Annotated in this window: 25 protein-coding genes; 13 read left to right on the forward strand and 12 right to left on the reverse strand. The window is 67.1% G+C overall.

Translation table 11 applies throughout. The features are described 5' to 3' along the window. The first annotated feature begins 8 nt into the window (after positions 1–8). The 10 genes from ACP97_RS09945 (at position 9) to ACP97_RS09990 (ending at position 5,550) form a co-directional block, all read left to right on the forward strand. Complete coding sequence (locus ACP97_RS09945; RefSeq protein ID WP_394297703.1) at positions 9–371, forward strand: PIN domain-containing protein; 363 nt, start codon at positions 9–11, stop codon at positions 369–371. Continuing rightward, entirely contained in the window at positions 371–946 is a 576-nt protein-coding gene (locus ACP97_RS09950) for a DNA-directed RNA polymerase (protein WP_049997673.1), read from the forward strand. The genes ACP97_RS09945 and ACP97_RS09950 overlap by 1 nt, the downstream gene beginning before the upstream one ends. A gap of 2 nt (positions 947–948) precedes the next feature. Beyond that, positions 949–1,146, forward strand: coding sequence for a transcription elongation factor subunit Spt4 (gene spt4, locus ACP97_RS09955; RefSeq protein ID WP_049997674.1), 198 nt, complete (start codon positions 949–951; stop codon positions 1,144–1,146). A gap of 1 nt (position 1,147) precedes the next feature. After that, on the forward strand, positions 1,148–1,708 hold the full coding sequence (locus ACP97_RS09960; RefSeq protein WP_049997675.1) for a GTP-dependent dephospho-CoA kinase family protein: 561 nt from the start codon (positions 1,148–1,150) through the stop codon (positions 1,706–1,708). Between the two features lie 52 nt (positions 1,709–1,760). Beyond that, a complete protein-coding gene (locus ACP97_RS09965; protein ID WP_049997676.1) occupies positions 1,761–2,084 on the forward strand; it encodes a 30S ribosomal protein S24e in 324 nt (107 codons plus the stop codon). Then, positions 2,084–2,218 (forward strand): 30S ribosomal protein S27ae, encoded by a 135-nt coding sequence (locus ACP97_RS09970; RefSeq protein WP_049997677.1) that lies wholly within the window; start codon positions 2,084–2,086, stop codon positions 2,216–2,218. Before ACP97_RS09965 ends, ACP97_RS09970 begins: the two co-directional genes overlap by 1 nt. 6 nt (positions 2,219–2,224) lie before the next feature. Then, positions 2,225–3,817 carry a bifunctional N(6)-L-threonylcarbamoyladenine synthase/serine/threonine protein kinase gene (locus ACP97_RS09975; RefSeq protein WP_049997678.1) on the forward strand — a complete coding sequence of 531 codons (1,593 nt, stop codon included), beginning with the start codon at positions 2,225–2,227 and terminating at the stop codon, positions 3,815–3,817. 32 nt (positions 3,818–3,849) lie between these two features. Beyond that, positions 3,850–4,122: a DUF5808 domain-containing protein gene (locus ACP97_RS09980; protein ID WP_049997679.1), complete on the forward strand. Its 273-nt coding sequence runs from the start codon at positions 3,850–3,852 to the stop codon at positions 4,120–4,122. Positions 4,123–4,166: 44 nt separating this feature from the next. Then, a complete protein-coding gene (locus tag ACP97_RS09985) occupies positions 4,167–4,778 on the forward strand; it encodes a non-canonical purine NTP pyrophosphatase (protein WP_049997680.1) in 612 nt (203 codons plus the stop codon). 271 nt (positions 4,779–5,049) lie between these two features. Further along, positions 5,050–5,550, forward strand: coding sequence for a GNAT family N-acetyltransferase (locus ACP97_RS09990; RefSeq protein ID WP_237561148.1), 501 nt, complete (start codon positions 5,050–5,052; stop codon positions 5,548–5,550). Between the two features lies 1 nt (position 5,551). On the opposite strand, the gene ACP97_RS09995 is transcribed toward ACP97_RS09990, so the two are convergent. After that, positions 5,552–6,022, reverse strand: a complete 471-nt coding sequence (locus tag ACP97_RS09995; protein WP_049997682.1) for a DUF7384 family protein — start codon at positions 6,020–6,022, stop codon at positions 5,552–5,554. A gap of 288 nt (positions 6,023–6,310) precedes the next feature. On the opposite strand from ACP97_RS09995, the gene ACP97_RS10000 reads away from it, so the two are divergent. After that, the gene (locus tag ACP97_RS10000) at positions 6,311–6,721 is read left to right on the forward strand and encodes a DoxX family protein (RefSeq protein ID WP_049997683.1); all 411 of its coding nucleotides are present in this window, start codon (positions 6,311–6,313) and stop codon (positions 6,719–6,721) included. Between the two features lie 68 nt (positions 6,722–6,789). On the opposite strand, the gene ACP97_RS10005 is transcribed toward ACP97_RS10000, so the two are convergent. From ACP97_RS10005 to ACP97_RS10015, 3 genes are read right to left on the reverse strand one after another with little or no spacing between them, the layout of a single operon-like run. Continuing rightward, positions 6,790–9,246, reverse strand: a complete 2,457-nt coding sequence (locus ACP97_RS10005; protein WP_049997684.1) for a xanthine dehydrogenase family protein molybdopterin-binding subunit — start codon at positions 9,244–9,246, stop codon at positions 6,790–6,792. Then, the gene (locus tag ACP97_RS10010; protein ID WP_049997685.1) at positions 9,239–9,787 is read right to left on the reverse strand and encodes a (2Fe-2S)-binding protein; all 549 of its coding nucleotides are present in this window, start codon (positions 9,785–9,787) and stop codon (positions 9,239–9,241) included. The genes ACP97_RS10005 and ACP97_RS10010 overlap by 8 nt, the downstream gene beginning before the upstream one ends. A 4-nt stretch (positions 9,788–9,791) precedes the next feature. Beyond that, positions 9,792–11,150, reverse strand: coding sequence for a uracil-xanthine permease family protein (locus tag ACP97_RS10015; protein WP_049997686.1), 1,359 nt, complete (start codon positions 11,148–11,150; stop codon positions 9,792–9,794). A 280-nt stretch (positions 11,151–11,430) separates the two neighbouring features. Between ACP97_RS10015 and ACP97_RS10020 the strand changes: the two genes are divergently transcribed. After that, the gene (locus tag ACP97_RS10020; RefSeq protein ID WP_049997687.1) at positions 11,431–12,885 is read left to right on the forward strand and encodes an NCS2 family permease; all 1,455 of its coding nucleotides are present in this window, start codon (positions 11,431–11,433) and stop codon (positions 12,883–12,885) included. Between the two features lie 7 nt (positions 12,886–12,892). Here the strand turns inward: ACP97_RS10020 and ACP97_RS10025 are convergent, their stop codons facing one another. The 7 genes from ACP97_RS10025 to ACP97_RS10055 form a co-directional block, all read right to left on the reverse strand. Next, complete coding sequence (locus tag ACP97_RS10025; RefSeq protein ID WP_049997688.1) at positions 12,893–14,566, reverse strand: adenine deaminase; 1,674 nt, start codon at positions 14,564–14,566, stop codon at positions 12,893–12,895. Next, on the reverse strand, positions 14,563–15,879 hold the full coding sequence (locus ACP97_RS10030) for a 5'-deoxyadenosine deaminase (RefSeq protein ID WP_049997689.1): 1,317 nt from the start codon (positions 15,877–15,879) through the stop codon (positions 14,563–14,565). Before ACP97_RS10030 ends, ACP97_RS10025 begins: the two co-directional genes overlap by 4 nt. 39 nt (positions 15,880–15,918) lie before the next feature. Beyond that, positions 15,919–16,641: a maleate cis-trans isomerase family protein gene (locus ACP97_RS10035; protein WP_049997690.1), complete on the reverse strand. Its 723-nt coding sequence runs from the start codon at positions 16,639–16,641 to the stop codon at positions 15,919–15,921. Further along, entirely contained in the window at positions 16,638–18,293 is a 1,656-nt protein-coding gene (locus ACP97_RS10040) for a hydantoinase B/oxoprolinase family protein (protein WP_049997691.1), read from the reverse strand. Before ACP97_RS10040 ends, ACP97_RS10035 begins: the two co-directional genes overlap by 4 nt. Further along, positions 18,290–20,374 (reverse strand): hydantoinase/oxoprolinase family protein, encoded by a 2,085-nt coding sequence (locus ACP97_RS10045; protein ID WP_079977610.1) that lies wholly within the window; start codon positions 20,372–20,374, stop codon positions 18,290–18,292. Before ACP97_RS10045 ends, ACP97_RS10040 begins: the two co-directional genes overlap by 4 nt. Further along, positions 20,374–21,582, reverse strand: a complete 1,209-nt coding sequence (locus ACP97_RS10050) for an Nramp family divalent metal transporter (RefSeq protein WP_049997692.1) — start codon at positions 21,580–21,582, stop codon at positions 20,374–20,376. Before ACP97_RS10050 ends, ACP97_RS10045 begins: the two co-directional genes overlap by 1 nt. A 124-nt stretch (positions 21,583–21,706) precedes the next feature. After that, positions 21,707–22,255, reverse strand: coding sequence for a ribbon-helix-helix protein, CopG family (locus ACP97_RS10055; RefSeq protein ID WP_049997693.1), 549 nt, complete (start codon positions 22,253–22,255; stop codon positions 21,707–21,709). 139 nt (positions 22,256–22,394) lie between these two features. Between ACP97_RS10055 and ACP97_RS10060 the strand changes: the two genes are divergently transcribed. Then, positions 22,395–22,583, forward strand: a complete 189-nt coding sequence (locus ACP97_RS10060; protein WP_049997694.1) for a DUF7472 family protein — start codon at positions 22,395–22,397, stop codon at positions 22,581–22,583. Between the two features lies 1 nt (position 22,584). Here ACP97_RS10060 and priL read toward each other — a convergent pair whose 3' ends face one another. Beyond that, positions 22,585–23,661: a DNA primase regulatory subunit PriL gene (gene priL / locus ACP97_RS10065; RefSeq protein WP_049997695.1), complete on the reverse strand. Its 1,077-nt coding sequence runs from the start codon at positions 23,659–23,661 to the stop codon at positions 22,585–22,587. Positions 23,662–23,664 lie beyond the last annotated feature (3 nt).

Below are 23,664 nucleotides of genomic sequence, written 5' to 3' on the forward strand. Positions count from 1 at the left end.
GGGTGCTCATGGACACGAACGCGCTGATGATGCCGGTCGAAGCCAACGTGCGAGTCTTCGAGGAGTTGGACCGACTGCTCACGAGCCCCGAACTCCTCGTGCCCCGGGCAGTCCTCGACGAACTCGATGCGCTCGCGGGCAGCCACGGCGAGGAGGCCGTCGCGGCGAGCGTCGGCCGGGATCTGAGCGAGCGCTGCCGGCCGATCGAGCACGAAGCGACCGAGGCCGACGACGCCTGCGTCGAACTCGCCGGCACGGCCTGCGAACTGGTCTGCACGAACGACCGCCCGCTGGCCGGCCGGGTGCGCGAGAAGGGCGTCCCGACCGTCGGACTGCGCGCGAAAAAGACGCTTGCGATCACGGAGCCATAATGTACAAACGAGTCAAACTCACGGACACGGTGGAGGTACCGCCACAGCTGCTCGCGGACGTCTCCGCGGGGATGGTGAAACGACTGCTGCAGGACAAACTCGAAGGCCGCCTCGACGAGGACGTGGGCAGCATCGTCAGCGTCACCGAGGTCCACGACATCGGCGACGGACGCGTGCCGCCCGGCCGGCGCGACCACGAGGGCTCGGTCTACTACGAGGCCGAGTTCGACGCCATCACCTTCGACCCGCAGATGCAGGAAGTCATCGACGGAGAAGTGGTCGAGATCGTCAACTTCGGCGCATTTGTGGGCATCGGCCCGATCGACGGACTGCTCCACGTCTCACAGATCAGCGACGAGTACCTCGCCTACGACGAGGACGGCCAGATGCTCGCCTCGCGTGAATCGAATCAGACTCTCGGAGTTGGCGACGCCGTGCGGGCGCGCATCGTCACCAAGAGCATCGACGAGCGCAATCCCAGGGATTCGAAGATCGGTCTCACGGCCAAACAGGTGGGCTTGGGCAAGCACGGCTGGCTCCGCGAGGACCGCGAGACAGCGGCGGCGGGTGAGTGAGCATGGCGACGAGACGAGTGTGCAGAGAGTGTCACCGCGTGCTCGATTCGCCCGACCAACAGACCTGTCCGGCCTGTGGGTCATCGAGCCTGACCGAGGACTGGGCGGGCTACGTGGTCATCGCCCATCCCGAGACGAGCGAGATCGCAAGCGAGATGCAGGTCACCGAACCCGGCCGGTACGCGCTGAAGGTGCGTTAGCGTGACCGGCGGCGAGAGCGATTCGGACGTCCTGCTCACGCTGCCCGACGAACTCCGTGGTGCGTTCAAGGACCCGCTCGGATCCATTCACACCGACGCGAACTGCCTCCGTCCCGACCTCGGCGACCCAGTGATAGCGGTCGGCGACGTCGTCACACGCCATCTCACGCGCGCCGGCACCCGGCCGGACCTCGCGGTCGTCGATTGGGTGACCGAACGCGAGGCGCTCGCCGAGAGCGAACGGCCGGATATCGAGGGCTACGACGAGCGCATCGACGTCGAAAACCCGGCGGCAGGGCTTTCGGAGGCCCTCCTCGAAGCGCTCCGAGCGGGTATCGAGCGGGACGGCAAGACGGTCGTCGTCGTCGATGGCGAGGAGGATCTGGCGGCGCTTCCCGTACTCCTGATCGCCCCGGACGGCGCGAGCGTCATATACGGTCAGCCCGGCGAGGGGATGGTGCACGTCCCGGTCGATGCCGAGGCACGAGCGCGAGCGCACGAACTGCTCTCGCGGATGGACGGCGACGGTGAGCGACTCGAAGACATTCTCGGCGATTACTGACGGACCGGCCTTCGAAATCCTTTTGGCCGCGACAGGGAGAGTATCGACCAACATGGACATCGAGATCACCAGAGAGGAGGAGAACCCCATGCTCCATCGGACGGACGTGCGTTTCGAACTCATCCACGACGAGGAGACACCCTCGCGGCTGTCGGTCCGTGACAGCCTCGCTGCGCGGCTGAACAAGGACGCCGGCGAGGTCGTCGTCCACGAACTCGACACGAAGTTCGGGATGCGAAAGACCCTCGGCTACGCGAAGGTCTACGAGACCTCCGCGGACGCCCGCGAGGTCGAACAGGAGTACATGCTCGAACGCAACAAAATCGGCGTCGACGACGAGGAGACCGAGGCCGAAGCCGAGGCGGAGGAAGCCTGATGGCGCGCCACGAACTCTACGACGACGATGGCACGACCGACCGCGAGCAGTGCCCCCGGTGTGGCGACGCCTTCCTCGCCGCCCACGACGACCGCATGCACTGCGGTCGCTGTGGCTACACCGAGTGGAATTAGGGAATCGTGCGCGTACTGGGCATCGAGGGCACCGCGTGGGCAGCGAGCGCGGCCGTTTACGACACCGAGACCGGTGACGTGTCGATAACCTCGGAGGCGTACCAACCCGACAGCGGCGGCCTCCATCCGCGCGAGGCTGCCGAACACATGCGCGAGGCCATTCCCATAGTCGTCGAAGACGCACTGACGGGGACCGACTCGATAGATGCGGTCGCCTTCTCACGTGGGCCCGGTCTCGGCCCGTGTCTGCGCATCGCGGGCACGGCCGCCCGCGCGCTCGCGCTCTCGCTCGACGTCCCGCTCGTCGGCGTGAACCACATGCTCGCCCACGCGGAGATCGGCCGCCATCGATCGGGCTTCGATTCGCCCGTGTGCCTGAACGCCAGCGGCGCGAACGCTCATGTACTGTGCTTTCGAAACGGCCGCTATCGCGTGCTCGGCGAGACGATGGATACTGGAATCGGCAACGCGCTCGACAAGTTCACCCGCCACGTCGACTGGTCACATCCCGGTGGGCCGAAGATCGAGCGCGCTGCACGCGACGGCGAGTATACCGAACTGCCCTACGTCGTCACCGGAATGGATTTTTCCTTCTCGGGCATCATGAGCGCCGCCAAGGAGGCCGTCGACGACGGAACTCGGGTCGAGGACGTCTGCTGTGCCCTCCAGGAGACGACGTTCGCGATGCTCGCCGAAGTGGCCGAGCGCGCGCTCTCGCTCACCTCGACCACGGAACTCGTCCTCGGGGGTGGAGTCGGCCAGAACCAGCGATTACAGGCGATGCTCGGCGAGATGTGCGAGGCCCGTGGCGTCGAGTTCTTCGCGCCCGAAAGCCGCTTCCTGCGCGACAACGCGGGCATGATCGCCGTGCTCGGCGCGAAGATGGTTCGAGCAGGGGACACCATCGCGGTCGCCGATTCGCGGGTCGATTCGGGGTTCCGCCCCGATCAGGTGCCCGTGACGTGGCGCGCGCGGACCGAAACCCACAGTAGAGCGAGTTCGGGCGAGGGCGAACTGCAGGGAGCCGAGGCGGTGGTCGAGATCGACGGCGAGCGCGTGCGAAAGCGTCGTCTGCCGAAATCGTACCGGCACCCGGCGCTCGACGAGCGGTTGCGCCGCGAGCGCGTCGTGCTCGAAGCGCGCCTCACGAGCGACGCGCGCCGGCAGGGCGTGCCGACGCCGCTCGTCCGCGACGTCGACGTACGGGAGGCCCAACTGACCGTCGAGCGCGTCGGGGACGCCGACCTCCGCGACGTGCTTGATTCGAAAACAGGGGAAAGTCACGTGCGCGCGGTCGCCGGCCACCTTGCGACGCTGCACGAGGCGGGCATCGCCCACGGCGACCCGACGACGCGCAACGTCCGCGTGGGCGCGTCGGGCGACGACCGGACCTATCTCATCGACTTCGGTCTCGGCCACTACACCGGCGACGTCGAGGACCACGCGATGGATCTGCACGTCTTCGAGCAGTCGCTCGCGGGCACGGCCACCGACCCCGAGCCACTGCGGCGGGGCTTCGAGGAGGGCTATGCCGAGACGGGAACCGAGGAGGTACTGGAGCGCCTCCGCGCCATCGAGGGGCGCGGGCGCTACCAGTAAATCACTTAACGGGGGCGGTCGTAGTGGGTGGCATGGCAGACGAGCGACCACCGTCCGGCGAGATATTCGGCGTCCCGTACAACTTCGAGCGACCGAGCCTCGGGCGAATGCTGTCGGCGTACTGGCAGCCCGGCGACGACATGCTGGTGAAGAAGCCGTTCGGCGTCGGCTACACCCTCAACCTCGCCAACTGGCGGTCGTGGGTCGTCCTCGCGGTCGCGGCCGCGCTGCTCGCCCAGGAAAACCGCAGCGAGAGCGAGGAGTACGAAGACACGGAGGAGCCGGTCGAAGTCATCGTCGATTAGTCGGGAAGCGACGGCTACTTTTCCCCGACTCGCCGACAGCGCCCATGCTCCAGTACGTGACGACCAACGAGGGCAAGGTCCGCGAGGCGCGCGAGTACATGGACTGCGAACAGTTCGCGTACGACTACACCGAGATCCAGCACGTGGACCTCGGTGCGATAGCGGCCCACGGCGCGCGCGAGGCCTATCGGGAGGCCGGCAACCCCGTACTCGTCGACGACGCCGGCCTGTTCGTCGATTCTTTGGGAGGGTTTCCCGGCCCGTACTCCTCGTACGCCGAGGACACCCTCGGCATCGAACGCGTCCAGCGACTCGTCGCGGGCGAGGAAGATCATCGGGCGTCCTTCCGGTGTGTGCTCGCGTACTGCGACGGCGCGGACTTCGCGGCGAGTCCCGACCCGGTGGACAGGGACGAGCGCGCGCTCGCGGCCGCAGACGGCGAGCACCAGAGCGATTCGGGCGTGCCAGTCAAGCTCTTCGAGGGCACAGTCAGAGGGCGCATCGTTTCGCCGCGCGGCGACGGCGGCTTCGGCTACGATCCGATCTTCGAACACGAAGGGACGACGATGGCCGAGATGAGTACTGAAGAAAAGAACGCCATCTCCCATCGCGGGCGCGCGCTGGCGAAGTTCGGGGAATGGTTTGCTGAGCGATAGCGAAGTAAGCCAGACGAGTCGTAGCGCGAGCGGAGCGAATGAACCGAGTCGGAGAGATGAAACGATGCAACCACGCTGAGTTCAGCAGCGACAGAGAACCAGCGAGAACTAATCCTGCCACGAACGAGAGCCGCAAGCCATACTCCCCAACCGATTCGCTCACTCGCTCCGCTCGTTCGCTCATCCCTCGCACGAGTCGCGCACCTTCGGTGCACTCTCGCGCGCCACCGCTCTGAAAAGACGTATCGGTAGCATCCGCAGATGCATCTGCATGACCGGTCGGTTTGATTGCGTGTGGCTGGAAATCGAGAGCATGGATGTTCGCCCCGCGACCTACGAGGACCGCGCCGCGCTCCCGAAAGTACACACGGCCGCTGTCGAGGCGTTCGGTCCCGACGGCTACAGTGTGGAAGAGGTCCACGAGTGGGCCGGAGCCGACGAGCGCTCGCCCAACGATTACGCGATCGATGTCGGGGGCGAACATTTCACCGTTGCCGTTAGGAACGACGAAGTCGCTGGCTTCGGCCACCTCGTTCTCGATGTGAAGGAGGTTCAGGCCATCTACGTTCATCCCGACCACGCACGCCACGGCGTCGGGAGCACACTGCTCGCCGAACTTGAGGGATACGCCCGCGGTCGCGGACTTCGAAAACTGAACCTCCTGTCGTCGCTGAATGCCGTCGGGTTCTACGAGCGAGCGGGCTACGAGCGGGTCGGCGAGGGCGAGAGTCCGGGCGGGCTGGCGGTCGTCGGGATGGAAAAGCGGCTGTAGTTCATGCCCGCGGGTCGCGGTCCGGGCCGGGATAGTCGCCGCCGACGACCGTCGGATGGAGCTTTTCGGGATCGAACAGCCCGCAGAACCCCCGGGGATGTTTGACGCTCGTGGCAACGTGTTCGCGGATGCGCATGCCGGCTCTCGCGGTCCGGAGCGAGTCGTCGAACGAGAGCACGTGGGCGGCGTCGCCCGCCGCTGCCGAGGCGAGTGCCGGATGGTCCCTCGAGGGATGGTCGACGCGCACTCGAAGGTCGTCGACGCGTTCGCGCCAGTCGTCGGCGAGAGCGGGGTCGGCGAGGCGCGCGACGACGGCGCGGGCATCGGCGAGCAGCGGGTCGCTCGCGATCAGCGACACCCACGAGTGTGCACGGACGATGTCGAGTGCCTCGCGGGCGTCCCCGCCACAGAGCAGGTCGGCCGCGAGTACGTCGGCGTCCGCGACGACGCGCGCGGGCCGTGGCTCATCCATCGCGGCGCTCCCCGAGCACGCCCCGAACGTCGTCGAGCGCGACGTCGTAGTCCGCGGCGCGCTCGAACAGTCGTCCCCACGAGTCACTCATGCGCGGACTGAGACGCCCGTCGGCAAACGGTTTACGCCTCGACGGCCGGCCGAGCGGGGATTTCTCGCCGGGAAGCTCTCGATCACGTGGAAGCGCCGCCGACAACAGAGCCACAGCGCGGACACCACGAAAGTCGCGGTGAAAACACCGCGAGAGGGAACACCGTTTTCAGCCGGCACCGCTCATGGTGTGTGAACATGGACGACCCGAGCCGATTCAAGCGACCGCTCCGGTACGTGATGGGGCTGCTCTACGTCGGCGCTGGCGTGCTGCACTTCGTCGCCCCGAAACGGTATGCCCACGTCGTCCCGCCCCGGTTCCCGCGCCCGGTCGCACTCGTCTATCTCTCCGGCATCGCGGAGGTCGTCCTCGGAACCGGCGTCTTGCTCCGCCGGACGCGGCGTCGGTCCGCGTGGGGCATCGTCGCGCTCCTGATCGCGGTCTTTCCGGCGAACGTCCACATGGCGACCGGCGACGTGGCGACCGATGCGGTCTCCGACTGGGCCGAGGGCATTACCCGGGCGGCGCTGTGGGTCCGACTCCCGCTCCAAGCCGTCCTGGTGCTCTGGGCATGGTGGTACACGCGCCCGTCCGAACGCACCGCCTGAATCACGGAACTAATAGTTTCGAGGTCGGCGGCGAGAAGAGCGCGCCCAACCCGGAATCGTCCGTCTCGCTACCGTTCTTCGCCCGATTCGTCCCGTTCGTCGAGTTTCGCCTTGATCTTCTCGGCGGTGATCGGCAGATCGCCGACGCGGACGCCGACGGCCTCGCGGATGGCGTTGCTCAGCGCCGGCGGCACGCCGTTGACCGGGATTTCGGCGACGGACTTCGCGCCGAACGGTCCCGTCGGCTCGTGGGTCTCGACGATGAGCGACTCGATGGGTGGCTGGTCGGCGGCCGTCGGCATCCCGTAATCCCGGAAGCCGAGAGTCTCGGGCGTGCCATCCTCGTCGAAGGAGAGACCCGACGAGACAGCCAATTCGTAGCTCATGTGCAGCGCGCCCTCGATCTGGCCCTCGACGAGGGCCGGGTTGATGGCGACGCCGCAATCGACGGCGTAGACGAGGTCGTGGATCTCGAACTCGCCGGTGCGCTCGTCGACGGTGACGTCGACGAACTGTGCGCCAAAGGGCGGCGGCGATTCGTCGGTGCTGTGGCTCGCCTCGCCCATCACCTGCGCGCGCTTCTCGTCGCCGTAGATGGACTCGTAGCCGACTTCTTCGAGCGTGACCGATTCGCCGGTGCGCTCGGCGTGGACCGCGCCGTCGCGCGTTTCGAGCGTTTCCTCGGGTTCGTCGAGCATCGTCGCGGCGAATTCTATCAACTGTGTACGCGCCTTCTCGGCGGCTTTCTTGACCGCCTGCCCGGTGATGTAGGTCGTCGAGGAGGCGTAGGCACCGTAGTCGAACGGCGAGACGTCCGTGTCCGAGGGCTGGACGAGCACGTCCTCGGGAGGAGCACCGAGCACCTCGGCGGCGATCTGGGCCATCGCGGTGTCCGCGCCGGGACCGATGTCGACGGCCCCAGTTTGGAGGATGAAGGAGCCGTCCTCGTTCATCTTGATGTGGGCGGCACCGAGTTCGTCGCCGGCGACGCCGCTTTTCTGGGCGGTGAGCGCGACGCCACAGGCCCGGTGGAGATGCTCCTCGTCGGGCTGTTCGATCTCGTCCCAGCCGATAGCTTCCTTCCCACGATCGATGCACTCCTCCAATCCGCACGAGCGGATTCGGCGGGTGTCCGTGCCGCCCGAGAGTACCCCCGAGGCATCGTCGATGTCGCCCTCCCCGATGTGGTTGCGCGAGCGAAGTTCGAGGGGTCCCATCCCGAGTTCGTGGGCGACCTCGTCCATGTGGCCTTCGAGCGCGAAGTGGCCCTGTGGTGCGCCGTAGCCGCGGATCGCGCCCGCGATCGGGAGGTTCGTGTGGACCGCCGTCGCTTCGAAACGGATGTTCGGCGTGTGCGTGTACAGCGGCAACGGCTTCGACCCGACCGAGCTACCGACCGTCATCCCGTGTGGGCCGTACGCCCCGGAGTTCGTCACCGCCGCCATGTCGAGCGCCTCGATGTCGCCCTCGTCGGTGACGACGCTGCGCACCCGCACGCGGGCGGGCCGGCGCGAGCGCAGCGCGTAGAACTGCTCGCGACGGGTCGTTTCGAGCTTCACCGGCCGACCGGCGGCCTCCATCAGCGCGACCGTGATCGGCTCGATCAGCATCGACTGTTTGGCACCGAAGCCGGCACCGATGCGGGGCTTGCTCACGCGGATGTCCCGAATCGGCACGTCGAACAGATGCGAGAGCTGCCGGCGCGTGTGGTAGGGCACCTGCGTGCTCGTGATGAGGTGATAACGGTCGTCCTCGTCGCGGCGGGCGATGGTCGCGTGTGGCTCTGGCACGCAGTGTGACTGATATGGCAGTTCCCACTCCGTCTCGGTCACGACCCGGTCGTCGCGGTCGGTCGCCTCCTCGAACGCCGCCTCCACGTCGCCGATCTCGCCCTCGATGTGCGATTCGATGTTGCGCTCGTAGTCCGCGCCGGGCTGGTGGTTCTCGATGTCGTCGGGGTCGTGGATCTGCGGCGCGTCGGGGTCGGTCGCGGTCGCGGTATCGAAGACACCTTCCTCTTGCTCGTAGCTGACCTCGATAGCCCGCGTCGCCCGGTCGGCGGTGTCGCCGTCGACGGCGGCGACGGCGGCGATCGGGTCGCCGACGTAGTGGACTTCCTTCCGAAGGACGTGCAGGTCCCACGGGCTCGGTTCGGGGTAGGACTGGCCCGCCGAGGTGTACGGCTTGTCGGGAACTTCCTCGGAATCGGGCGTGATGACGGCGTACACCCCGTCCATCTCCTCGGCGGCGCTCGTGTCGATGTCGGTCACGCGCCCGTGGGCGATCGTCGAGCGCAGGACCGACGCCTCGGCGAGGTCTGGGAAGTGTCGCGCGTAGTCGGCGGTGTACTTCGACTCGCCGGTGACGATCTTGCGCGCGTCGTCTTTCTCCTCGCGCTCGGAGATGGTTTGGCGCTCGCTCGCGGGCTTGCGGTTGTTCGGCGCTTCCTCGAACTCCATCGGATGCTCGCTCTCGGCCGCCGGCGGCTGGCGCTCGCTGCTGCCGGCGTCGTCGGGCTTACTCATCGTTCACCCCACAGCCACAGCCCGAACAGGACGCCTCGGCATCGGGTTGTCCGCCGTCGGCGGCGATTTCGGTACTGCCGTCCATCCGTTCGGCCGCGTCCTCGACGGCGTCGAGGATCTTCTCGTAGCCGGTACAGCGACAGAGGTTTGCCGAGAGACCCTCTCGGATCTCCTCCCTGCCGGGGTCGGGGTTCTCCGCGAGGAGGGTGTGCGAGCGCATGATCATCCCGGGGATGCAGAAGCCACACTGGAGGGCGGCGTTGTCGACGAACGCCGCCTGTATCGGGTGGAGGTCCTCCTGGGTGCCGAGGCTCTCGATGGTTTCGACGGTCGCGCCGTCGATCGTTCCCGCCGGTTTGATGCAGGACATCGCCGACTCGCCGTCGACGGTGACGGTACAGAACCCGCAGTTACCCGTGTCACAGCCGCGCTTCGCGCCCGTGTACCCGTTCTTCCTGAGAACGTCGAGCAACGAGTCCGAGCGCTCGGCCTCGAAAGTCCGTTCCTCGCCGTTGAGCGTGAGGTCGATTTCGATAGTCATGTGGTTAGTCCTCGTTCGTCATGGAACCGTCTCCAGAGCTATGGATGTTGCTGTCGGTAGTCTTTTCGGTTTCGGGGATGACGAGATTGAGCACGAGTGCGCTGATTCCGCCCATGATGAGTCCGGAGCCGATGACCGTCTGGACGATCTGTGGGAAGTTCGCGATCGCGTCCGGTCGGACCTCGACCGCCAACCCGAGCGCGATGGAGACGGCGAGTATCGTCGTGTTGCGGTGGTCGAGATCGACTTGCCGGTTGATGATGGACACCCCGCTCGAAAAGATGGTCGCGAACAGGATGAGCGCGCCACCGCCGAGTACGGCGTCGGGCATCGCGGTGACGAGCGCGGCGATCTTCGGGACGAATCCCGCGAGTATCAAGAATCCACCGCCGATGGCGACCACGTGGCGGCTGAGAACGCCGGTGAAGTTGACGACGCCCACGTTCTGCGAGAAGGAGGTGTTCGGAAAGGCGTTGAAGACGGCCGCAAACGCACTCATCAAGCCGTCGGCGAGCAGTCCGCCACGGATCTCGTCACGCGTCGGCTCCCGGTTCGCCGCGGCCACGATGCCGGTCATGTCACCGATGGTTTCGACCGCGGTGACGGCGTAGAGGAAGGCGATGGTGATGATGGCGCTGGGTTCGAACGCGATGCCGAACTCCAGCGGAGTGGGGACCGCTATCCAACCGGCCTGTGCGACCGCCGAGAAGTCGGCGACGCCGAGCACGATGGCGACGATGTAGCCGATCAGAATGCCGAAAAAGACGCTTGCGATGCGAAGAAATCCCGAAAGAAACTGGTTCATGCCGAGCGTGATGAAGAACACGAGCGACGCGAGCCCGATGTTCGTCAGCGAGCCGTAGTCGGCGGCTCCCGCCCCGCCGGCAGCGTAGTCCATCCCGACCGGGATGAGCGTCAGTCCGATGAGCATCACCACGATACCGCTCACCAGCGGCGGGAAGAGACGGTCGACGTAGTCGTACGAGAAGCCGATACCGACCTCGACGACCGCACCGACGAGACAGGCCCCGAAGACCGTTGCCAAGCCGAACTGGCTGCCGATGGCGACGAGCGGTCCGACGAACGCGAAACTCGTCCCCATCATGACGGGGAGGTTCGAGCCGACGGGACCGACGGTGTACACTTGAACCAGCGTCGCCACGCCCGCGACGAGCAGCGCCATCTGGACGAGGAACGTCGTCTCGCCGGTTGCGAGCCCGACCGCACCGGCGATGATCAGCGGCGGCGCGACGTTGCCGAGAAACATCGCAAACACGTGCTGGAGACCAAGCGCTATCGCTTCACCGAGTGGCGGCCTGTCCTCTAGGTCGTACTGGATATGATCGGCCGATTGCTGTGACATGGTATCACAGATCACAGGTGAAGAGGATGCAATATATAAGTTCGTCTGAGAATTACTCCTGGAAATTTTGTATTCTTATGTATTTTTATTGTTAGTGATATAGGTGATGATCTGCTGGCGATCCGTACGACAGGGTTTCGACGGTTGCTCGCCGACCGCCGGAAGCTAATTGGCAGAGCGGGTGATCCAGCCCCGCTCGGCCGTCGATGGTGTCTCGCGGTCGTCGCGGCGACCACCACTTCCCCAACAATTAAGCGGGTTGGTAGTATGTGGGGAGGGTATGGCGAGCAGTGGCGAGCGCTCGACGGGCGACGGAGCCAGTGAAACGACCGACTCGGCGCTCGCGAACTACTTCGGGTTCGCCGACCACGACACCGACCTCCGAACCGAGGTCGTCGCGGGGATCACGACGTTCCTCGCGATGTCGTACATCGTCGTGGTCAACCCCTCGATCCTCACCGGGATCCCCGGCGAGAACGGCAAGCCCGGCATCATGATCGAGGGCTACACCGCCGGCGAAGTTCAGCAGATGCTCGCGGTCACGACCATCGTCTCGGCGGTCATCGCGATCGTCGTGATGGCACTGTACGCGAACCGGCCGTTCGCCCAAGCACCCGGGCTGGGACTCAACGCCTTCATGGCATTTACCGTCATCGGCACGCTCGGCATCCCGTGGCAGACGGCGCTCGCGGCCGTCTTCACCGAGGGTGTGCTGTTCATCGCGCTCACGGCGATCGGCGCGCGCAAGTACGTCATCAGACTGTTCCCCGACCCGGTGAAGCTCTCGGTCGGCACCGGCATCGGTCTCTTCTTGGGTATCATCGGCTTACAGGAGATGGGCGTCGTGGTCGACGATCCCGCGACGCTGCTCACCCTCGGCAACGTCGCGGCCGACCCGGCGGCGCTGCTGGCCGTGATCGGCTTCTTCCTGACGGCCGCGCTCTACGCCCGCGGCGTCAAAGGCTCCATCGTCGTCGGCATCCTCCTCACGACGGCCGCCGGCTGGCTGGCGACCACCATCGGGTTCGTCGGGCCGGGCGTGCTGTTCCCCGAGAGCCTGCCGAGCGCCCAGTACGATATCACGCCGCTGTTTGGCGCGTTCCTCGAAGGCTTCGCCAACGTCGATGCACTCGCGTTCTCGCTGGTGGTGTTCACCTTCTTCTTCGTCGATTTCTTCGATACGGCGGGGACGCTGGTCGGCGTCGGACAGGCCGGCGGGTTCCTCGACGAGAACAACGATCTGCCGGACATCGACAGACCGCTGATGGCCGACGCGATCGGGACGACCGTCGGCGGCATCGTCGGCACCTCGACCGTGACGACGTTCGTCGAGTCGGCGACCGGCGTCGAGGAGGGCGGTCGGACGGGGATGACCGCGCTCGTCGTCGCGGCGCTGTTTCTCGCGACACTCGTCGTCGTGCCGCTGGCGGCCGTCATCCCGTTGTACGCCTCCCACATCGCGCTGGTCATCGTCGCCCTGTTGTTGCTCAGAAACGTCGTCGCGGTCGAGTGGGACGACATCACGCAGGCGATTCCGGCCGGACTCACCGTCCTCATCATGCCGCTGACGTACTCGATCGCGTACGGCATCGCCGCCGGTATCGTCTCCTACCCGGTGATCAAGGCCGCCGTCGGCGAGTCCGACGAGATCAGCGCCGGCCAGTGGCTGCTCGCGGTCGCGTTCGTGGTCTACTTCGGCGTCCGCACCAGCGGTGTGATCGAAGGGATGGTCTGAAGATCGTTCAGTCGACGACCGTCTCGACGTACTCCATCGCCCTGACGTCGACGAGTCCGTTGTTCGTGAGGCGCAGTTCGGGAATCACTTCGAGCGAGAGGAAGGACAGCTCCATCAGTCCACCATCGTGGTCGAGACCGACCGCCCGAGCGGCGTTTTCGACCGCGGCGAACTCCTCGGCGACGGTGGCGAGCGGTTCGTCTGACACCAGCCCCGCGATCGGGAGCGCGAGCGCCGTCAAGCCATCCGACTCGGCCGCCGGGTCGTAGACGGCGACGCCGCCGCCGATCTCGCGGAGGTGGTTCGTGACCGTCGCCATCGCGTCGTGGGACGCGCCCGCGACGACGAGGTTGTGTGCGTCGTGGGCGACGGTGCTCGCGACCGCGCCGCGGTCGAGTCCGAGCCCGTGGACGAACCCGCGACCGATACCCCCATCACCGCCGTGGCGCTCGACGACCGCCAGCGAGAGCACGTCGTCGTCGGTGTCGGGTTGGAGCACGCCCGCCGACCGGGGAACGTCGGTCTCCAGCCGTGCGGTCTGCAGCCCACCGACGGCATCGATGGCCCGCACCGCGACCGGACCGTCGCCGTCCGCCGGCTCGATGGCGAAATCGGAAGCCACGACCGACTCGAACGAGACGGTGTCGGTGGGCACGGTCGACGACGGGGATTCCGAGTGGTCGGCGGTCGGGTCGAGCACGCCGTCGACCATCACGCCCTCGACGGTCCACGGGTCGAGATCGGCGAGAAAGAGGAGATCGGCGGGCGAGCCTGGTTTGAGCCGGCCGAACGGCAGGTCGTAGCTCTCGGCGACGTTGATCGTCGCCATCTGTACTGCCGTCACGGGGTCGACGCCTTCGTCGATTGCCGTGGCGACCGCGAAGTCCACTCCTCCATGCTCGACGAGGTCGGTCACGTGGCGGTCGTCGGTGCAGAGTCCGAGCCACCGATCCTCGACCGCTTCGACGAGACCGAGCAGGTCGACGAGGTTCTTGCTCGACGACCCCTCCCGCAAGTAGACCCGCAGACCGACGTCGGCCTTCGCGCGCGCTTCGTCGAATGTGATGCTCTCGTGGTCGCTGTCGAGATACCGCGCCGCCTCGTGGAGGTCCGCCCCCCGAACCTGTGGCATGTGGCCGTCGACGGGCAGGCCGCGCGCACGGGCGGCGTCGATCTTCGCGTGAACAGTTTCGTCGTCCGCAACGACGCCGGGCACGTCCATGACCTCGCCGAGCGCCACCACCTCGGGTGCATCGAGCAAGTCGGCGACCGCGTCGGCGTCGAGGGTCGCACCGGTGTCCTGGAGATCCGAGGCGGGAACGCTCGACGGCACGGTGAAGCGAGCCTTGAGCGGCGTGTGGTCGGCGTCAGCGATGACGGCGCGGACGCCCGCCGTACCGCAGACGTTCGCGATCTCGTGAGGGTCCCAGACGACGCCCGTCACGCCGCGCGGGACGACCGCCGCGCCGTAGTGCGGGAGCGTCACCATCGACGATTCGACGTGCATGTGGGCGTCGATCAGCCCCGGCGCGATGTAGCCGACGGCGAGTTCGCGCTCGGCCGGCCGCTCGGCGAGTGCGACGATCTCGCCGTCGTCGACCGCGACCGCGCCGTCTTCGAGGCAACCCGTATGAACGTTCACCAGCGTGCCGCGCACGACGGTGTCGACTGGTGAGGTCACGGCGCTTCGGCGGCGAGCGCGTCGACGTCGGGAGCCGCGTTCCGGGCCTCTCGACGGATCGCTTCGGCGTCGACGTGCGCGAACTCGCCGCCCTCGTAGAGCACGTTGCCGTCGACCATCGTGAACTCGACATCGTCGCCGTGGGCCGCGAACACGAGATGCGAGAGCACGTCGTGCAGCGGCGTCGCGCGCGTCAAGTCGGTCGAAATCCCGATGACGTCGGCCTTCCAGCCCTCCCTGAGTTTGCCGACCCGCTCGAAGCCGGCGGCGTCGGCCCCGTTGATCGTCGCCATCTCGAAGACCGTCTCGGCGGGGGTGCTCGTCGGGTCGAGCGCGTCGACCTTCTGGAGCAGGCTCGCTTGACGCATCTCCGTGAACGGGTCGAGCGTGTTGTTGCAGGGTGGCCCATCGTTACCGAGCGCGACGTTGATGTCCCGGTCGAGGTAGTCGGGAATCGGCGCGACGCCCGAGGCGAGCTTCATGTTCGAGGACGGACAGTATGTGACGTGCGTACCGGTTGCTTCGAGCACCTCCCGCTCGGTCTCGTCGGTGTGGACGCAGTGGGCGAGCACAACGTCCTCGCCCGTGAGTCCCACCTCGTCGAGCCAGTGGATGTTGCGGTGGCCGGTCTCGCGCTCGACGGTTTCGATCTCGTCTTGGTTCTCACTGGCGTGTGTGTGGATCGTCACCCCGTCGTACCGATCGGCGAGGTCGCGCGCGCCGCGGAGACAGGCCTCCGAACAGCTCACCGCGAACCGCGGCGTCACCGCATAGCGGATACGGTCGTCGAACGCGCCGTGGTACTCCTGGATGAGCTGCTCGCTTTCGTCGAGACCCGCGTCGGTCTCCTCTAAGAGTCCGTCGGGCGACTCCTGATCCATCAGGACCTTCCCCAGTCGCCCCCGGATACCCATCTCGCCGGCGGCGTCGAAGGCGCGGTCGGCGTGGGCAACCGACAGATGGTCGATACAGGTGGTCGTGCCGCTCTCGATGCATTCGAGGTAGCCGAGTTTGGCGGCCGCCTCCATCCCGTCGGCGTCGAGGTTCGCCTCCATCGGGAGGACGTACTCGAACAGCCAGTCGAGGAGTGCCGTGTCATCGGCGATGCCCCGGCCGAGGCTCTGGACCGAATGGATGTGCCCGCCGACGAGACCCGGCGCGAGCACGTCGTAATCGGCGCTCGCGTGGTCCGGGTAGCGCTCTTCGAGCGACGCTGCGTCGCCGACGGCAGCGATCCGGTCGCCCTCGACCACGACCGCGCCGTCGTCGAGGACGGTGTGTGCGTCGGCGACGACGGTGCCACGTAATAACATGACCGAGTGTCGGTCGCCCGCCGACGAACAAAAAGATTGCTAGCGCCACTCGCGAGCCGACAGTCGTCCGGGAACGCTCTCGGTGGCCACGCCGACCGTCCGGAGTGCGTCCCACACGGTCGCCGCGTTGCTCGTGATCACCGGCAGTCCGCGGTCGGTTTCGAGCGTCTCGACCGCCGATAGCGACGGGTAGTTCGTACACGAGACGAAGATGCCATCGGGGTCGTCCGCGTCCGCGAGAAGCGCCGTAACCTGCCGGTAGGCGTCCCGGGGCGTCAGCGCACCGATATCGGTGTTCGCCTCGACCGCTCGCCCGTCGACCGCGACGACCTCACGACCACCCGCTTCGAGATACTCGACCTCGCGCCGCGTGAGGTCGTCCACGTACGGCGTTGCGAGCGCGATACGTCGGCAGTCGAGCGCGTCGAGCGCTCGCTCGACCGAGAGCGCCGTCGCCACCGCCGGACAGCCCGCCGCCGCCTCGATGTCGGCCTCCAGTTCCGCGTCGAAGCCGTGTCCGTGGAGGAGACTGCCGGTCGTACAGCCGTAGGCCACGACGTCGACGTCGGCGTGACCCAGCAGTTCGGCACAGTCGGTCGCCCGGTCGGCCATCGCGTCGAGGTCGCTCGCGGTGACGTCTTCGAGCGGCATCCGGGCGGCGTGGACGCTCACACCGTTCGGGACGGCCGCCGAAAGCTCCGGCTCGGCGGTCGTGTTCGAGGAGGGAACGACGAGTCCGATCCGGGCGCGCCAGCCGTTCATCGCTCCTCCGTCTTGCCGTCCGCCCGGTCGCGCGCTTCGAGTTCGTCCTCTCGCTCGTCGGGGCTGCCATGACCGCCGCCGCCGGGCGTTCGGATCGTTACCGTGGTTCCAGCCGCGACCTCGCGGGTCGTCTTCGCCGGCACTCGCTCCCCGCCGATGCGGTTCTCGCCGGTCGCGCCGTCCTCGCCGCCGGCGATGCCGTGCGGGGCGGTGCGGCGGCGTTCGGTGAGCAGCGAGACGGTCGCATCGGTTTCGAGCTTGACGGAGCGCTCGATGCCCAACCCACCACGGTAGCGCCCCGCGCCGCCGCTGCCCGGCCGCAACGCGTAGCGCTCGACGGCGAGCGGGTAGGCCGCTTCGAGCGCCTCGATGGGCGTGTTCAGCGTGTTCGTCATCCCGACTTGCACGCCGTCCATCCCGTCCTTGTCGGGCCGAGCGCCGAACCCGCCGCCGATGGTCTCGTAGTAGGAGAACTCGCCGGTCGAGTCCTCGTTCGTTCGGCCGCCGATGGTGAGGTTGTTCATCGTCCCCTGCCCGCCCGCGGGCACCACGTCGGGCGCGGCGTCGGCGAGCGCGGCGAAGGTGACGTCGGTCACGCGCTGGCTCGTCTCGACGTTGCCGCCGACGACGGCCGCTGGCGCATCGGGGTTCAGCAGTGTTCCCTCGGGGACGTGAACGTCGATCGGTTCGTAACAGCCCTGATTCGGCGGGATTTCGGGGTCGGTCACGCACCGAACCACGAAATACACCGCGCTCTTGGCCACCGCCAGCGGCGCGTTCAGGTTGCCCGCGACCTGTCCAGCGGTCCCCGTGAAGTCCACTCGTACGTGCCCACCGTCGAGTTCGACGGCCACCTCGACGGGGACGTCCGCGTCAGTCACACCGTCGCCTTCGAGGACGTCGCTGGCTTTCCACGTTCCGTCGGGCAGTTCGGCAAGTTCGCTTTCGACCCGCTCGCGCGAGTAGTCGATGACCGCATCGAACGCCGCGAGCAGTTCCTCGCGGCCGTGGTCGGCGAGCAGTGCTCGAAGGCGCTCGCCGCCGCGCTCGTTGGCCGCGAGCTGGGCGCGCAGGTCGGCCCAGCGCTCGCGCGCGTTGCGCACGTTTGCGAGGATCAATTCCCGCACCTCCGCGTTGATCTCGCCGCCCTCGACGAGTCGCGTCGGCGGGAGACGAAGTCCCTCCTGCTGGATGTCGCGCGCGCCGGCCGGCATGCTGCCCGGCGTCATCCCACCGACGTCGGCGTGGTGGGCGCGCGAGACCGCGTAGCCGACGATTTCCTCGTCTGTCCGTTCGCCTTCCGTGTCCGCTTGGCTCCCGTCGAGCGAGATGGGCGAGACCATCGTCACGTCGGGGAGATGCGTGCCGCCGGCGAAGGGGTCGTTGAGCACGAACACGTCGCCCGGTTGTGGGTTTTTATCGAGCACGGCGGCGACCGCCTCGGGCATCGCGCCGAGATGCACAGGAATATGTTCGGCCTGGGCGACGAGTCTGCCAGTCGAGTCGAACAGCGCGGTCGAGCAGTCCCGGCGCTCCTTGATGTTCGGCGAGTACGCGCTCGTGACGAGCACTTCGCCCATCTCCTCGGCGACACCTTCCAGTTGGTTGCGGATGATTTCGAGCGTCACCGCGTCGATGCGGTCGTCGCTCATTCGCCCGCCTCCCGTTCGAGGACGAGCGTTCCGTCGGCTTCGACCGTCCCCTGCCACGTCGGTGGCACGACCACGGTGCTCTCGTCCTGTTCGAGGATGGCCGGACCGGTCAGTTCACGACCGGGTGCGAGCGCCTCGCGGGCGTACACCGGCGTCTCGTGGCGCTCGTCGACGAAGACCGCCTCTCGCTGCCCCTTCCGTGGCTCACCCGCGCCAGCGTAGGCCGGCGTCGTCGGTTCGTGCTCGATGGTCGCGGTCGTCCGCAGCGTCACGAGGTCGACCGCATCGTCCATCCGGTAGCCGTAGGCCGTCTCGTGGGCCGTCTGAAAGCGCTCTTCGAGCGCCGACGAGTCGAGCGGTTCATCGACAGGGATCGTGAGTTCGAAGCTCTGGCCAGCGTACCGACAGTCCGCCGCCCGCTCGATGCGAGCGGCGTCAGCGTCGGTGGCATTCGCCCTGACGCTCCCGGCGAGGTCGTCGTATGCGCTCTCGACGGCTTCGACGTCGAGGTCGTCGAGTGGCGTCCGGTAGGTGCGGACGGCGTCGTGTTTCTCGTCGGCCGCCAGGAGCCCGGAGGCCGACAGTACCCCGCAGGCGCGCGGCACGACGACTCGCCCGACGTCGAGTGCGTCGGCGAGCGCGCTCGCGTGCATCGGTCCCGCACCGCCGAAGGCGACGAGACCGAACTGTCGGGGGTCGTGGCCGCGTTCGACGGTAATCGAACGGATCGCGCGGGTCATCGTCGCGTTCGCCACGCGATGGACGCCGCGGGCGGCTTCCACCGGGCCGGCGAGGTCGGCTTCGTCGGCGAGGCTGGCGAGTGCGTCGTGGGCCGCCCCCGTATCGAGTTCGAGTTCGCCGCCGAGTGCCGAACTCCCGCCGATGTAGCCGAGTACGACGTTCGCATCCGTGACCGTCGGCGTGGTGCCGCCACGCCCGTAGCAGACGGGACCGGGGTCCGCGCCGGCGCTCTCGGGACCCACCCTGAGTGCGCCGCCCGCGTCGACCCACGCGACCGAGCCACCGCCGGCCCCCACCGTGGTGAGGTCGACCATCGGCACGCCGATGGGGCGACCGTCGATCGTGGCGTCGGTCGTGCGCTCGATGTCGCCGTCGCGGACGAGACTCACGTCCGAGGAGGTGCCACCCATGTCGAAGGTGATGAGTCCCGCGAGGTCGTCCGCGTGGTCGGCAGCGGTCGTCTCGGCCCCGACGACGCCCGCCGCCGGTCCCGAGAGCACAGTTGAAATGGCGTTTTCGCGCACGGTCGCCGGGTCGGCGATGCCCCCGTTTGACTGCATCACGCGCGGTGCGGGAACCCCCAACTCCTCGGCACGAGTTTCGAGCCGACCGATGTAGCTGTCGATGGCCGGCGTGACGTACGCATCCGCGACCGTCGTGGCGGTGCGCTCGTACTCGCGGAACTCGGCGAGCACTTCGTGCGAGACCGAAACGTGGGCGTCACACTCCTCGCGAAGTATCTCGGCGACGCGGCGCTCGTTGTCCGGATGGGCGTAGGCGTGGAGCAGACAGACCGCGACGGACTCGACGTTGTCGTCGAGGTCGCTGGCGAGACTCCGCACGTCGTCCTCGTCGACCGGCGTTTCGATGCCGTCGACGGTCGCGCGTTCCGTGAGTTCGTACCGCCGTCGGCGAGGGACCAGCGGCGTCGGCTTCTCGGCGTCGAGGTCGTACAGCGCGGGGCGGTCCTGGCGGCCGATCTCGAGCACGTCCCCGAACCCCTCGGTCGTGACGAGCGCCGTCGTCGCACCCGCCTCTTCGAGAAGGGCGTTGACCGAGACGGTCATCCCGTGGGCGAACGAGTGGATTTCGTCGGGGGCGACGTCGGCCTCGGCACAGGCCTTCTCGATGCCCTCGACGACGCCCTCGCTCTGGTCCGCGGTGCTCGGCACTTTCGCGGTCGTGAGTTCGTCGTCGGTGAGGAGGACGACGTCGGTGAACGTGCCGCCGACGTCGACGGCGAGACGCACATCGTGGGCCTCGACGGCGAGGCGTATGTCGTGAGCCTCGTCGTCGGAGTGGGTGTCGTGACTGTCGTCCTCGGGTTGGTTCTCGTCCATCAGAGCACCCCCAGCACTGTGAGCAGCGCCCGGATACCGAGCCAGACGACGATCGCCGTGACGATCCCGCCGAGGACGTTCGACACCGTCCCGTTGGTGTACTCGCCGAGGAGCGGTTCGGAGTTCATGGCGATGATGAGAAAGACCGCGACGACCGGCAGGAGGATCCCGTTGACGACCTGTGCGAAGACGATGATCTCGACGGGGCTACCGCCGACGAAGACCGACGAGACGCCGACGAGGAGGATGACGCCCCACACCGACTGAAAGCGAGTCGCCGAGAGGTCGGTGTCCCAGCCGAGCGCGCCCGCCGTGGCGTACGCACCAGCCAGCGAGGCGGTCGTCGCACTGGTGAAGCCCGCGGCGAACAGGCCGATGCTGAAAAACAGCGTCGCGTACGGGCCGGCGATCGGGCGGAGCTGTTCGGCCATCCGGCCGATGTCCGTGATCTCGGTGCCGGTCGGGAACGCGGCGGCCGCCGTCACGAGCACCGCGATCGTGATGACGCCGCCGATGACGATCGACAGTATCGTGTCCGTTCGACACGCCGGCAGTTCTTCGGGACCGCTCCAGCGCTCCTGAACGTTGCTCGCGTGCAAGAAGAGGTTGTAGCCGACGACGGTCGTCCCGATGAGTCCCGTGATGAGAAAGACCGACCCGTCGGGAATCGTCGGCACGAACCCGGCGGCGAGCGCGCCGAGGTCCGGCCCGATGAGTGCCGCCGACGCGAGAAAAGAGACGGCCATGATGGCGACCAGTCCGACGAGCGCGCGCTCGATGAGCTTGTACTTGCCCGTATAGAGCAGCGCACCCGTCACGATACCGATGACGATGCCCCAGACGGTCGAACTCACGCCGGTGATCGTCTCCAGACCGGCCGCCCCACCCAGAATGTTGCCGGCCTCGTAGGCGGCCGTACCGACGCCGATGGCGGCGACGACGAGCAGTATCGATCCCCATTTGGCGATCGGGTTGTCGAACTGGTCGCGCAACGCCTCGCCGAGTCCCGCACGGGAGACGAGCCCGAGACGCGCGCTCATCTCCTGGAGGATTATCGTCGCGAGTATGGAAAAGGCGAGCGTCCAGACGAGCGCGTAGTCGAACCGTGCGCCCGTGACGCTCGCGGTCGTCACGGTTCCGGGGCCGATGAAGGCCGCCGCGACCATCGCGCCCGGACCGATCGTTCGCAGCCGGTGTATGAGTCCCATTACCAATCTACCTCACGGTAGTTCATACACAATCCGTTGAAAAGGGTTGTTGTGAGCGGTGTGCACTTCGTATGCAGGCGTGTGAACAGTGCGGTCGAGATTTGGTCGTCCCTCCGCTCCCCGGTCACTCGTCGCGCTCGGTGAGCAGCACCTTCGCGACCCCCTCGTCGACGGCGATGTCGAAGTCGAGGGTCGTGGTGCTTCCCTCGATGAACCGGAGCATGAACCGCTTCATCGATTCGGTCGGAAAGACGACGTGGTAGGTGTTCCCTTCGGTGTGCCGAACGGTGAGGAAGCCACAGAACGAGAGCCAGTCGAGCAGTTCGCCCAGTTCCGAAAAACGCTTGTCGTACTCGCTCGCGTGGTATTCGGCGACGCGGTCGGTACAGTCGAGGAACGCGGGGTCGGGGTCGCCGGCGTCGGTTTCGACGTGTTCGAGAAAGCAATGCAGGAAGTCGATGTCGAGGAGGATGTGCTCGCCACCAGCGAGCATCCGGTAGTACGCTTCGAGGTCGACGCTCGTATCGGCCGTTGCCGCCGCGAAGTTCGCGGCGTAGAACGTGAGCGCCCGCCGCACGAGTTCGCTCTGGCCACTCCCGGTGCGGTCGAGGAGCGTTTCGAGGGCGGCGCTCGCCTCGTCGTCCAACGAGACCGTCACGCGGTCACCAGTCATGGGGTAGGGAAGGCCGGTACGGACTACACTCTTTCGTGGTCGTGGTGGTACTCCCGACGAGGGAGTCGGAGACACCAGAGAGCAACAGTCGTCGTACGGGCTTCGAAGCGCTTTTCTCGCGGCCGGCGAAGATTTCGGTATGGAACGGGAGACGTTCGTCGAGGCTGCGGTCTCCATCGCAGCCGTTGCGCTGTTTCTCGTCGCTATCGTGGCCGTCGGTCTCCTCTATCCGAACCTCACCGGCGCGGGACCGCTCGCGCTCGTCGGTTCGATCGTCTTCTTCGTCGTGGTGATGAGCGCGGCGGGCTACTGGCTCGCCGGGCAGTGATTCAGGCGTCGGCTTCGGTCTCGTTTTCCTCACCCTCCCCGTCGCGCCAGTCGGTGAGGTCCTCGTCGGCGTCGTCGAGCGCCTTCTCGTAGTAGGCGAGCGGGTGCGAGATCGTCTCGCAGCGGTCGTCCATGTTCACGCAATCCCCGTAGGACTGCATCGTCGCACACGAGGGCGGCGAGTACTCCGTCGGACCCGACTCGCCACGGATGTGGTCGGTCTGATAGCGGGTGATGTCCTCGCCGAAGCCCGGGTTCACCATGTAGAGGTCGACGATTTCGTCGGTGCTCATCCCGATCGAGGCGAGAAACGAAGTGATGGCGAACCGTGAGTGATGGGCGAGATGTTCACCCTTTTGAACGGAATCGAGCAGCGCCTTCATGCAGGGCGGGAAGCGGTCGGGCACGACGGTGTCGATGTCGCGGGTGAGTTCGAGGTCCGCGAGCGTCTCTCGAATCCGTTCGACAGTGGATTCGAGCGCCTCGGCGATCGGGTCGGGTACCGCGAGCGGCAGTCCTTCGGCGATGCGCTGCTCGATGGCCTTTGCGAGGAGGTCGCCGAGGTCGGTCTCCGAGACGGGGACCGCGCCCTCGGCGAGCGCGCGATTGACGAGTCGCCACTCGTCGCCCCACATGTCCGCCGCGAGCGGGAGGTAGGCACCGACGTCGACGCGATAGCCCTCGCCGTCGGCGTGGACGCTGCCAGCGAGGTCGAACTCCGCGAGGAGGTCTTCCGTACTCAGGCGCTCGGTGCGGGCGCTTTTCAACTGCCGGTGGCTTTCGGCGTCGGTGAGGCGCTCGTGGGCCGTCGCGGCCTCGGCGCGGGCGTATTTTCGCGTGAGCACGTGTTCGTCGACCAGCGAGACGAGCACGCGCGCGAGCGGATAGGAGAGGAGTTCGACACGCGTGTCTCGACTGGGGTCGCCGACGGTGCCGTCGTCGAGGGCGCGTTCGACCCGCTCGGTCGCGCGCTCGCGAACCCGCTCGTCGTCGGCGAGCGAGTGCAGGTCGAAGTTCGCCGCCTCGACGGCGTGACGGGCGTCGTCGAGGAACGGGTAGCGGGCGTGGTGGCGCTCCATTCG

It is taken from the genome of Halococcus sediminicola (assembly GCF_000755245.1).
Lineage (GTDB): Archaea > Halobacteriota > Halobacteria > Halobacteriales > Halococcaceae > Halococcus > Halococcus sediminicola.

What these genes read in the sequence shown, in the direction of transcription:
- ACP97_RS09965 (WP_049997676.1), top strand. Translation starts at nt 1,761, where the DNA reads ATGGACATCGAGATCACCAGAGAGGAGGAGAACCCCATGCTCCATCGG.
- ACP97_RS10005 (WP_049997684.1), bottom strand. Translation starts at nt 9,246, where the DNA reads ATGAGTAAGCCCGACGACGCCGGCAGCAGCGAGCGCCAGCCGCCGGCG.
- ACP97_RS09980 (WP_049997679.1), top strand. Translation starts at nt 3,850, where the DNA reads ATGGCAGACGAGCGACCACCGTCCGGCGAGATATTCGGCGTCCCGTAC.
- ACP97_RS10000 (WP_049997683.1), top strand. Translation starts at nt 6,311, where the DNA reads ATGGACGACCCGAGCCGATTCAAGCGACCGCTCCGGTACGTGATGGGG.
- ACP97_RS10055 (WP_049997693.1), bottom strand. Translation starts at nt 22,255, where the DNA reads ATGACTGGTGACCGCGTGACGGTCTCGTTGGACGACGAGGCGAGCGCC.
- ACP97_RS09995 (WP_049997682.1), bottom strand. Translation starts at nt 6,022, where the DNA reads ATGGATGAGCCACGGCCCGCGCGCGTCGTCGCGGACGCCGACGTACTC.
- ACP97_RS10060 (WP_049997694.1), top strand. Translation starts at nt 22,395, where the DNA reads ATGGAACGGGAGACGTTCGTCGAGGCTGCGGTCTCCATCGCAGCCGTT.
- ACP97_RS09970 (WP_049997677.1), top strand. Translation starts at nt 2,084, where the DNA reads ATGGCGCGCCACGAACTCTACGACGACGATGGCACGACCGACCGCGAG.
- ACP97_RS09985 (WP_049997680.1), top strand. Translation starts at nt 4,167, where the DNA reads ATGCTCCAGTACGTGACGACCAACGAGGGCAAGGTCCGCGAGGCGCGC.
- ACP97_RS10045 (WP_079977610.1), bottom strand. Translation starts at nt 20,374, where the DNA reads ATGGACGAGAACCAACCCGAGGACGACAGTCACGACACCCACTCCGAC.
- ACP97_RS09945 (WP_394297703.1), top strand. Translation starts at nt 9, where the DNA reads ATGGACACGAACGCGCTGATGATGCCGGTCGAAGCCAACGTGCGAGTC.
- ACP97_RS10020 (WP_049997687.1), top strand. Translation starts at nt 11,431, where the DNA reads ATGGCGAGCAGTGGCGAGCGCTCGACGGGCGACGGAGCCAGTGAAACG.
- ACP97_RS10040 (WP_049997691.1), bottom strand. Translation starts at nt 18,293, where the DNA reads ATGAGCGACGACCGCATCGACGCGGTGACGCTCGAAATCATCCGCAAC.
- ACP97_RS10010 (WP_049997685.1), bottom strand. Translation starts at nt 9,787, where the DNA reads ATGACTATCGAAATCGACCTCACGCTCAACGGCGAGGAACGGACTTTC.
- ACP97_RS09950 (WP_049997673.1), top strand. Translation starts at nt 371, where the DNA reads ATGTACAAACGAGTCAAACTCACGGACACGGTGGAGGTACCGCCACAG.
- spt4 (WP_049997674.1), top strand. Translation starts at nt 949, where the DNA reads ATGGCGACGAGACGAGTGTGCAGAGAGTGTCACCGCGTGCTCGATTCG.
- ACP97_RS10015 (WP_049997686.1), bottom strand. Translation starts at nt 11,150, where the DNA reads ATGTCACAGCAATCGGCCGATCATATCCAGTACGACCTAGAGGACAGG.
- ACP97_RS10035 (WP_049997690.1), bottom strand. Translation starts at nt 16,641, where the DNA reads ATGAACGGCTGGCGCGCCCGGATCGGACTCGTCGTTCCCTCCTCGAAC.
- ACP97_RS10030 (WP_049997689.1), bottom strand. Translation starts at nt 15,879, where the DNA reads ATGTTATTACGTGGCACCGTCGTCGCCGACGCACACACCGTCCTCGAC.
- ACP97_RS09990 (WP_237561148.1), top strand. Translation starts at nt 5,050, where the DNA reads ATGACCGGTCGGTTTGATTGCGTGTGGCTGGAAATCGAGAGCATGGAT.
- priL (WP_049997695.1), bottom strand. Translation starts at nt 23,661, where the DNA reads ATGGAGCGCCACCACGCCCGCTACCCGTTCCTCGACGACGCCCGTCAC.
- ACP97_RS10050 (WP_049997692.1), bottom strand. Translation starts at nt 21,582, where the DNA reads ATGGGACTCATACACCGGCTGCGAACGATCGGTCCGGGCGCGATGGTC.